Source organism: Methylobacterium sp. Leaf465, from assembly GCF_001424705.1.
In the GTDB taxonomy this organism is placed as follows: domain Bacteria; phylum Pseudomonadota; class Alphaproteobacteria; order Rhizobiales; family Beijerinckiaceae; genus Methylobacterium.
This window is the reverse complement of the sequence record NZ_LMRA01000045.1, coordinates 1-10,495: the sequence shown is the minus strand read 5'-3', so window position 1 is coordinate 10,495 and position 10,495 is coordinate 1. Positions and strand designations below refer to the sequence as shown.

Here is a 10,495-nt window from a genome sequence, read left to right as displayed (position 1 = left end):
ACACGATCGACACGGGGGAGGGATCGGCCTTCCCCGTCACGGCTTCGCCTTCTTGGGACAGCCGCTCGCCGGTTCAAGCGGTCCCTGCCGGGGTCCAGAGCCGTGCACGCAGAGACGAAATGGAGCACGCATGAACGCACCCAGTCCCGCAACGACCGCCGCCCAGCGGACCGCCGCCGGTCAGGTGCCGCTTCCCGCCGCCCTCGCGCCCCGGGCCGAGGGGCCCCGCATCTACAACCTCTTCCCGCTTCTCGTCGGCCGGGTGTCCGCCTGGACCGCCGAACTGCCTCGGATCGCCGCCCTCGGTTTCAACTGGGTCTATCTCAATCCCTTCCACCAGACCGGTGGGTCGCGCAGCCTCTACGCCGTGGCCGATCCGGACCGTCTGGACGAGCGCTTCCGCGACCAGGACGGAACTTCGGACGACGAGCAGATCCGTCGGTTCTGCGCCGCTGCTGCGGCGCACGGTCTCAGCGTGATGACGGACCTCGTGATCAACCATACCGCGATGGATGGCCCCCTTGCCAGCCAGCGTGCGGACCTGTTCGTGCGGGATGCCGAAGGCCAGATCGAGAGCCCCTACGCGGTCGACCCCGACGATCCGTCGATACGCACGGTCTGGGGCGATCTTGCCGAACTCGACTATCATTCGGACGGTTCGCGTCGCGAACTCACCGCCTTCTGGTCGGGCTACGTCAATCGGCTGCAGGATCTCGGCGTCCAGGGCTTCCGTTGCGACGCCGCCTACAAGGTCCCGGCTACGGTGTGGCGCGACCTCATCGGTGCTGCCAAGGCGCTGGAGCCGGATTGCCTGTTCGCGGCCGAGACACTCGGCTGCACCTTCGAGGAGGCGCAATCCACCGCCGGCGCCGGGTTCGATTACCTCTTCAACAGTTTCGCCTGGTGGGACTTGAAGGCATCCTGGGCGTTGGACCAGTACGAGCGCCTGCGCGTCATCGCGCCCTCGATCGCTTTCCCCGAGAACCACGACATGGCCCGCTTGGCGGCTGACCTCGACGGCGACGCGGCGGCCATCGCCCGTCATCTCACGGCACGCTATGCGCTGTCGGCGTTCTTCTCGGCCGGTGTGCTGATGCCGATCGGGTACGAATGGGGCTACCAGCGTGCCCTGCATGTGGTCGACACGACGCCGGAAGCGCGGGAATCGAACACCGGAATCGACATCTCGGCTTCGATCGCAGCGATCAACGCACTGCGGGCCGAACTTCCGGCTGCCAACGTCGAGGGCGCCCAGGCGCGCATCTCCTCGCCGGACGCGCCCTATGCGGCTCTGCTGCGCTTCGACACCGGACATGGCGCCTCCGCGCGCAGCGCCACGCTTGTCCTGTACAATCCGACGGAGGCTCCGGTGCCAGTGGAGCCCGGTGTCCTTCTGGCCCGGACCGGTGGCATGCTCGGCGATTTCGTCGATCGGACCCCTGAGGCGGAGCCCATCGATTTACGCCCGGGCGTCGCCCTGACTCTGGCGTCGGGAGAAGTCCGCATTCTCGCCGCGGAGCGCGCGGACGTACAGGTTGAGCCGGAGCCGAGCACGCCCACCGGTGAGGGACGGGTGGTGATCGAGGCAGTGATGCCGGAACTCGACGGCGGTCGGTCGGCGGTCAAACGCGTCGTCGGCGAGAGCGTCCACGTCACCGCCGACATCTTCAGCGACGGCCACGAGATCATCGACGCCGAGATTCTCTCGCGGGTGGTCGGCGAGACCGAATGGCGGGCCGACCGCATGGTCTTCGTGGACAACGATCGCTGGGGCGGCCACTTCCCGCTCCTTCGCAACGCCCGCTACGAGTTTACGATCCAGGCCTGGCGCGATGGCTATTCGTCCTGGGTCCGCGACACCTTGAAGAAGCGCGACGCCGGGGTCGACGTCCGTCTGGAGACCATCGAGGGCGTGGACTTCGTGATGGGCGCGGTGGAGAACGCCGAGGGCCCGGACGGCGACCGACTGAAGGCGCTCGTGCGCGAACTCGCGGCGCAGCCGACTGGCTCGTCGGCGCAGCTCGACCTCATGCTTGCGCCCGCCAACGCGCACCTGATCCGTCGGCATGCCCCGCGCAACAACCTCTCGCGCTATCCGGTGAAGGTGCCGGTGATCGCCGACCGTCTCGCCGCCCGATTCTCGGCTTGGTACGAAATTTTCCCGCGCTCCCAGTCGATGGACGTCGACCGCCATGGCACTTTCGACGACGTGATCCGACGCTTGCCGGAGATCCGCGAACTCGGCTTCGACGTGCTGTACTTCACGCCGATACACCCCGTCGGAAAGACCAACCGCAAGGGCAAGAACAACACCCTCAAGGCCCTGCCCGGGGATGTGGGCTCGGTCTACGCGGTCGGCTCCGAAGAGGGCGGGCACGAGGCCGTGCACCCGGATCTCGGCACCCTCGACGACTTCCGCCGCCTCGTGGCGGCGAGCCACGCCTACGGGATGGAGATCGCCCTCGACTTTGCGATCCAGTGCTCGCCCGACCATCCCTGGATCAAGAACCACCCCGAATGGTTCGAGTGGCGCCCCGACGGCACGCTGAAGTTCGCCGAGAATCCGCCCAAGAAGTACGAGGACATCTCCAACGTCCACTTCTACGGCGGCGCGCTGCCGTCCCTTTGGATCGAGCTGCGCGACATCGTCATGGGCTGGGCCGAGCTCGGCGCCCGGATCTTCCGCGTCGACAACCCGCATACGAAGCCGATCCCGTTCTGGGAGTGGATGATCGCCGAGGTGAATGCCCGCTACCCGGACGTGATTTTCCTCGCGGAGGCCTTCACCCGGCCGAAGATGATGAAGAAGCTTGCCAAGGCCGGCTATCAGCAGAGCTACACTTACTTCACCTGGCGCGACACCAAGCAGGATCTGATTGCTTATTCGACCGAGCTAGCCGGAGAGATGGGCGAATATTATCGCCCTAACTTCTTTGCCAACACGCCGGACATCAATCCGATCTACCTGCAGACCAGTGGACGGGCGGGCTTCGTCGTGCGTGCGACCCTCGCCGCCACGCTGTCGAGCGTCTGGGGCATCTACAACGGCTTCGAGATGTGCGAGGCCGAGCCCTACCCAGGCAAGGAGGAATACCTCAACTCCGAGAAGTACGAGCTGAAGGCCTGGGACTACCACCGCCCCGGCAACATCCGCGACCACATCATCAAGCTGAATCAGATCCGGCGCGACAACCCGGCCCTATGGGACTTCCGCAACGTCGTCTTCACCGGCGCCTACAACGAGCAGATCATCGGCTACGCCAAGGTGACGCCGGACGGGGACAACTGCATCTTCGTGCTGGTCAACCTCGACCCGCGCAACCGTCAGGAATGCACCTACGAGGTGCCGCTCTGGCTGCTCGGACAGCCCGATGACGGCGCGGTCGAGGTCGAGGATCTGCTCCTCGGCTACAAGTTCGCGCTGCGTGGGAAATCGCACCGGATCGCTCTCGATCCCGCAGAGCGCTCGGCGGTGATCTGGCGCCTTCGCGCCCCGAGCCGGGTTGCGTAAGCCGCGTGCCCGTGTCAGCAAAAAACCCGGCGGCCCAGGCGGGCCGTCGTCGTGTCGCCCGATTGTCGGCGCCTACCCCGCCGATGGACGCCGCGCTCGCCAGTCTCACCGCTGAGAGTGGTGCGGATGCCCCGGACACGCCCTTGAACTCGACGCATGAGGCAACGACGCGATGATCGATCGCAGCGATCCGCAATGGTACCGTGACGCCATCATCTACCAGATCCACGTCAAGTCGTTCTTCGACTCCAACAACGACGGGATCGGCGATTTCGAGGGCCTGACGCAGAAGCTCGACTATGTCCGCGACCTCGGTGTCACGGCCATCTGGCTGATGCCGTTCTATCCGTCGCCCCTGCGCGATGACGGTTACGACATTGGCGACTATCGCGAGGTGAATCCCTCCTACGGGACGATGGAGGAGTTCCGGAAGTTCGTGGACGCCGCGCACGAGCGCGGCCTGCGGGTGATCACCGAGCTCGTCATCAACCACACCTCGGACCAGCACCCCTGGTTCCAGCGGGCCCGCGAGGCGCCGGCCGGTTCGCCGGAGCGCGACTTCTACGTCTGGTCGGACACCGACACGCCGTACTCGGACACGCGCATCATCTTCCTCGACACCGAGGTCTCGAACTGGACCTGGGACCCGGTCGCGAAGCAGTACTTCTGGCACCGCTTCTACAGCCACCAGCCGGACCTGAACTTCGACAACCCGGCTGTGCTCGAGGCGGTCATCGAGGTCATGCGCTACTGGCTGGACATGGGCGTGGACGGCCTGCGCCTCGACGCGATCCCCTACCTGATCGAGCGGGATGGCACGAACTGCGAGAACCTTCCCGAGACCCACACGGTCATCAAGGCCATCCGCACCGCGCTCGACGCGAGCTATCCCGACCGCATGCTGCTCGCCGAGGCCAACCAGTGGCCCGAGGAGACCGCGCAGTATTTCGGCGACGGCGACGAGTGCCACATGGCATTCCACTTTCCGCTGATGCCGCGCATGTACATGGCGATCGCCCGGGAGGACCGGCATCCGATCACAGACATCATGCGCCAGACGCCGGAGATCCCCGAGGGCTGTCAGTGGGCGATCTTCCTGCGAAACCACGACGAGCTGACCCTCGAAATGGTCACGGCCGAAGAGCGCGACTACCTCTGGTCGTTCTACGCCGCTGAGCGCCGCGCCCGCATCAACCTCGGCATCCGGCGCCGCCTTGCACCCTTGCTGGAGAACGACCGCCGCAAGATCGAGCTGATGAAGTCCCTCGTCCTGTCGATGCCCGGTACGCCGGTGCTCTATTACGGCGACGAGATCGGCATGGGCGACAACATCTACCTCGGTGACCGCGACGGCGTGCGCACGCCCATGCAGTGGTCGCCGGACCGCAACGGCGGCTTCTCGCGGGCGAACCCGCAGAAGCTGTTCCTGCCTTCCGTGCAGGACCCGATCTACGGCTTCGACGCGATCAACGTCGAGGCACAGACCCAGTCGCAGACCAGCCTGCTGAACTGGACGCGTCGGATGATCGCGATCCGCAACAATTCGGTGGCTTTGGGCCGCGGCGGCATGCAGTTCCTGTATCCCTCGAACCGCAAGGTCCTGGCCTGGATTCGCGAGTTCGAGGGCGAGCGCGTCCTCTGCGTCGCCAACCTGTCGCGGGCGCCGCAGGCGGTGCAGCTCGACCTGTCGGAACTCCGCAGCGCTGTGCCGATCGAGTTGACCGGCGGTTCGGAGTTCCCGGCCATCGGCGAACTACCCTATCTGCTCACCCTGCCGTCCTACGGCTTCTACTGGTTCTCCCTCAGCGCGGCCAACGCCGGGAGCATCGGCCCGCAGCCGGAACTGCCGGAACTCTTCACCCTCGTCCTCACCGGCGGCATCGAGACCCTGATGGCCGGGCGCGAGCGCACGGCGTTCGAACGGACCGTCGCTCCGCGCTTCATCGCCACCCGCCGTTGGTTCGCCGCCAAGGGCTCGCGCATCAAGTCGGTGCAGGTCACCGACAGCGCGGCGCTTAAGGACAGCACCGGCGAGGCGAAGTTTCTTCTGCCCCGCGTCGCGGTCCACCTCTCCACCGGCGAGCGGCAGGACTACTTTGTACCGGTGGCCGTCGATGAGGGCCGCGAGGACGAGGCGATGCTTCAGCACGCCGTGGCCCGCGTACGCCGCGGTCCGCGCACCGGCCTGCTGCTAGGCGCGGCGGCTTCGCCGAGCTTCGCGGTCGCGATGATCGAGAGCATGCGCGAGGGTCGCGAGATCCCCACCGAGACCGGGCGCCTCGTGTTCTCGACCACCTCCGCCTTCGAGAGCAACGTCACCGTCGAGGCCGGCGAAGTCCGGTCGCTCAACGCCGAGCAGAGCAACACCTCGATCGCCATCGGATCGAAGATGATGCTCAAGCTGCTGCGCCGCCTGCAGACCGGAATCCATCCGGAGATCGAGGTCGGTCGCTTCCTCACCGAGACCGCGCATTTCCATAACACGCCGGCGCTCCTCGGCGTTCTCGAGCACGTCGACGCAAGGGGTACCCGCACGGCGCTCGCAGTGCTGCAGAAATTCGTGCCGAACCAGGGCGACGCCTGGACGCTCATGCTGGAAGGCCTGCGCCGCGACTTCGATACCGTAGTGCTGGCTCCGGAGAGCGAAGCTCCGTCCCCGGCCGAGGCCTTCGAGACACATCTGCGCTGGGCAATCCTGCTCGGTCGCCGCACGGCCGAGATGCACAACGCGTTCGCGGTCGAGACCGACGACCCGGCCTTCGCGGCCGAGCCCTTCGACCACGCCGACCTCTACGCCCTCGGCGATGACACCCGCCGCCAGGCGGAGCGGGCCTTCCGCGGTCTCGACGGCCTCGCGGGCCGCGCCTCCAACGCGGCGAGCACCGAATTGGCGGGTCGCCGCCACGAGGTCGAGGCGGCGATCGAGACCCTCACCGCCAAGGCACCTCAGGGCGCCATGAAGACCCGCATCCACGGTGACTATCACCTCGGGCAGGTGCTGGCGGCCGAGGCCGATCTCATCATCGTCGACTTCGAGGGCGAACCTTCGCGGCCGGCCGACGAGCGCCGGATCAAATCGACGCCCCTGCGCGACGTCGCCGGCATGCTGCGCTCCTTCGCGTATGGCGCCGAGACCGTGACTCGCGGAATCGCAGCCCGCTTCTCGGATTCCGAGGAGCGGGCCCGTCGGGCCTCGATCGCCTGGCGCGGCATGATCGATGCCGCCTTCCTCGACGGTTACCGCGAGGCCGTCTCGGTGAGCCGGGCCGCGGTGACCGATCCCGAGACCGAGAGCCGCCTCCTCAAACTCTCCCTGCTGACGAAGGCGCTCTACGAGGTCGATTACGAAGCCAACAACCGTCCGGACTGGATCGAAATCCCCGCCCGTGGGGTTCTCAACATTCTGGACGAGATCAAGAAAGGCGTTTGAATGATGGGCATCGACGAGACGTTCGCGAGCAGGACGGGCCAAGCGTCCGGCACCTCCAAATCGGCGGACGTTGCGCCCGTTGCCACCCGGGCGCCGCAGGCGGCGGCGCCCGAGACCGGTTCTCTCCACCCGGACGCGATCGCCGCCATCATGGCGGCGAACCATGGCGATCCGTTCTCGGTGCTGGGCCCCCATCAGGTCGGTCCGGGTCAGTGGGAGATCCGTGCCGTCCTGCCCGAGGCAAAATCCGCCAGCCTCCTCGTGGGCGGCCGGCGCATCCCATTCGAGCGCAAGCACCCGGACGGCTTCTTCATCGCACGCCTGCCGAGCGAGGGGCGCCCGCTCTACGAACTGTCCGTCGAGACCTGGGATGGCGTGGAGCGCTCGCGCCATGACCCCTATGGATTCGGCTCCTCCCTGCGCCAGGAGGACATCGACAACCTGCGCGAGGTCGGCAGCAACGTCACCTACCGCATCCTCGGTGCGCAGCATCGCCCCGTCGACGGCATCGATGGGTTCCGCTTCGCGGTCTGGGCACCGAATGCCCGCCGTGTGAGCGTCGTTGGCGATTTCAACAACTGGGATGGCCGTCGGCATCCCATGCGGCTCTGGCAGAATGGCGGGATCTGGGAGCTGTTCATCCCCGGCCTGAAGGCCGGCGCGCACTACAAGTACGAGATCCGTGGCGCCGATGGATCGCTTCTGCCCCTCAAGGCCGATCCCGTCGCCTTCGCGGCCCAGAAGCCGCCCGAGACCGCCTCCGTTCTCCAGGGTACGAACGATCCTGCGTGGCACGACGAGAAGTGGATGGCGACGCGTGGGGCGAAGGACCCGCGCCATATCCCCATCTCGATCTACGAGGTTCATCTCGGTTCCTGGGCGCGCGTCGCCGAGGAGGGAAACCGCTACCTGACCTACCAGGAACTGGGTGAACGCCTGATTCCCTACGTGAAGGAAATGGGCTTCACCCATATCGAGATGCTGCCGATCACGGAGTACCCCTTCGACGGATCATGGGGTTACCAGCCGGTGTCGTTGTTCGCGCCGACGAGTCGCTTCGGTACGCCGGACGACTTCGCCGCCTTCGTGGATGCGGCCCACGCGGCTGGGATCGGCGTCATGCTCGACTGGGTCCCGGGCCACTTCCCCCTCGATGCACACGGCCTGGGCCAGTTCGACGGTACGCACCTCTACGAGCACGCCGACCCAAGGCAGGGCTTCCACCAGGATTGGGGCACCTACATCTACAATTTCGGCCGGACGGAAGTATCCAGCTTTCTGGCCGCCAATGCACGGTTCTGGCTCGAGCATTACCACCTCGATGGCCTGCGCGTGGATGCCGTCGCATCGATGCTTTACCTCGACTACTCCCGTCGTCAGGGCGAGTGGATTCCGAACCGCTACGGTGGCAACGAGAATCTCGACGCCATCGAGTTCCTGCGCAAGACCAACGAGGCAACCTACGCCCATGCACCCGGCACTCTGACGGTGGCTGAGGAGTCCACCTCCTGGCCGGGCGTCTCGCACCCGACCTATACGGGAGGCCTCGGCTTCGGATTCAAGTGGAACATGGGGTGGATGCACGACACCCTGAACTTCGTCTCGAAGGAGACGATCCACCGGCGCTACCACCACCACGACCTGACCTTCGGTCTGCTCTACGCCTTCTCGGAGAACTTCATCCTGCCGCTGTCCCACGACGAGGTGGTGCATGGGAAGGGTTCGCTCCTCGGCAAGATGCCGGGCGACCGCTGGCAGAAATTCGCGAACCTTCGCGCCTACTACGGCTTCATGTGGGGCCATCCTGGAAAGAAGCTGCTTTTCATGGGCTGCGAGTTCGGCCAGGAGAAGGAGTGGAACCACAACCAAAGCCTCGACTGGCACCTGTTGGAAGACGGGCTGCACCAGGGCGTCAAGGATTTGATCCGCGACCTGAACCACCTCTACACGGCGACGCCGGCCCTCCATAGCCGGGACACCGAGGCCGGTGGCTTCCAGTGGCTGGTGTCGGACGATCAGGACAACAGCGTCATCGCCTGGGCCCGGAAAGGTCGCGAGCACAATGAGATTGCGGTCGTGGTGTCCAACTTCACGCCAGTGCCGCGCGAGGGATACCGGGTCGGCGTTCCCGCTGAGGGGTTCTATCGAGAAGCGATCAACTCGGATGCGGAGCGTTACGGCGGTTCGAACGTCGGCAACATGGGCGGCGTTCAGGCCGAAGCCGTGCCGAGCCACGGCCAGCCCTATTCCGTGTCCCTGACGATTCCGCCCCTCGCGACGACGATTTTTCTCCGAGAGGGATAATACCAAGCCTCGCTGAGCAGGACTCACGCGGGGTAGCGTCGGCATCTCGGTCGTGATTCATTCCTGGGTTTGGAGCCTGAGGAGGATGCGATGGCTGCTCCGGTGCCGCTGCGATCGGACTTCGATGCGCAAGCCTNATACCAAGCCTCGCTGAGCAGGACTCACGCGGGGTAGCGTCGGCATCTCGGTCGTGATTCATTCCTGGGTTTGGAGCCTGAGGAGGATGCGATGGCTGCTCCGGTGCCGCTGCGATCGGACTTCGATGCGCAAGCCTTGCGCGGTCTGGYCAAGGGGTCGCGTGATCCGGCGCAGACCCGCCGCCTGTTGGCGCTGTCGGTGATCGCCGCGGGTGGTCTGCGMTCGGAGGCGGCCGAGATCGGCGGGGTCGGGCTGCAAACGGTGCGCGACTGGGTCGTGGCCTTCAACGCCGATGGACCGGACGGGCTGATCGATGGCAAGGCCCCCGGGGCCCGTCCGCGCCTGAACGCCGACCAGCGCGATGTCCTCAAGGCRCTGGTCGAACAGGGACCGACGCCGGCCGTACACGGTGTGGTGCGGTGGCGGTTGTGCGATCTGGCCCAAATCAYGTCCGAGGATCACGGCGTGTCGGTCTCCGAGCAGACCTTGAGCCGGGTCTTGCGGGCCATGGGCTACSSCAAGCTCTCGGCCCGCYCGCGCCATCACGCCCARGATCCGGGCGCCGCGGCTGTTTTTAAAAAGACTTCCCCGACCGTCTGGCGGACATCGCGCAGGCTGTCGGCGGCAAGCCGGTAGAAGTCTGGTTCTGYGACGAGGCCCGTGTCGGCCAGAAGAACACCCTGACCCGACGCTGGGCCAAGGGCGGAACGCGACCCTCGGCCCCCAAGGACCAGCGCACGGCCTCGGCCTACATCTTCGGGGCGATCTGCCCGGCCCGGGGCGTCGGGGCAGGCTTGGTCATGCCCCGCTGCACCACGTCAGCGATGGCCCATCATCTCGAAGAGATTTCGGCGACCGTGGCTCAAGCTGCCGGTTCCCGACAACATCACCCTCTTGTCCCTGCCGGCGCGCTCACCCGAACTCAACCCGGTCGAGAACCTCTGGCAGTTCATGCGGGACAACTGGATCGGAAACCGGATCTTCCAATCCTACGACGACATCCTCGATCACTGCTGCGATGCCTGGAACAAGATCATCGCCCAACCCTGGCGCCTCATGTCCATCGGACTGCGCCGATGGGCCCATGCGTTCTGATCAGTGAGGATTGGTAT

Annotated in this window: 3 protein-coding genes and 1 pseudogene; all 4 read left to right on the top strand. The window is 66.0% G+C overall.

The genetic code is table 11. The annotated features are described in order from the left end of the window. The first annotated feature begins 130 nt into the window (after window positions 1-130). The 4 genes and pseudogenes from ASG51_RS18630 (at window position 131) to ASG51_RS25405 (ending at window position 10,478) form a co-directional block, all read left to right on the top strand. Complete coding sequence (locus tag ASG51_RS18630) at window positions 131-3,511, top strand: maltotransferase domain-containing protein (RefSeq protein ID WP_056382391.1); 3,381 nt, start codon at window positions 131-133, stop codon at window positions 3,509-3,511. Between the two features lie 172 nt (window positions 3,512-3,683). After that, window positions 3,684-6,941, top strand: a complete 3,258-nt coding sequence (gene treS, locus ASG51_RS18625) for a maltose alpha-D-glucosyltransferase (protein WP_056382389.1) — start codon at window positions 3,684-3,686, stop codon at window positions 6,939-6,941. After that, a complete protein-coding gene (gene glgB, locus ASG51_RS18620) occupies window positions 6,942-9,245 on the top strand; it encodes a 1,4-alpha-glucan branching protein GlgB (RefSeq protein ID WP_056382387.1) in 2,304 nt (767 codons plus the stop codon). 228 nt (window positions 9,246-9,473) lie between these two features. Then, a pseudogene (locus ASG51_RS25405) lies at window positions 9,474-10,478 on the top strand (IS630 family transposase). Window positions 10,479-10,495 lie beyond the last annotated feature (17 nt).

Coding starts and splice junctions, on each gene's coding strand:
- glgB (WP_056382387.1), top strand. CDS start 6,942: ATGATGGGCATCGACGAGACGTTCGCGAGCAGGACGGGCCAAGCGTCC.
- treS (WP_056382389.1), top strand. CDS start 3,684: ATGATCGATCGCAGCGATCCGCAATGGTACCGTGACGCCATCATCTAC.
- ASG51_RS18630 (WP_056382391.1), top strand. CDS start 131: ATGAACGCACCCAGTCCCGCAACGACCGCCGCCCAGCGGACCGCCGCC.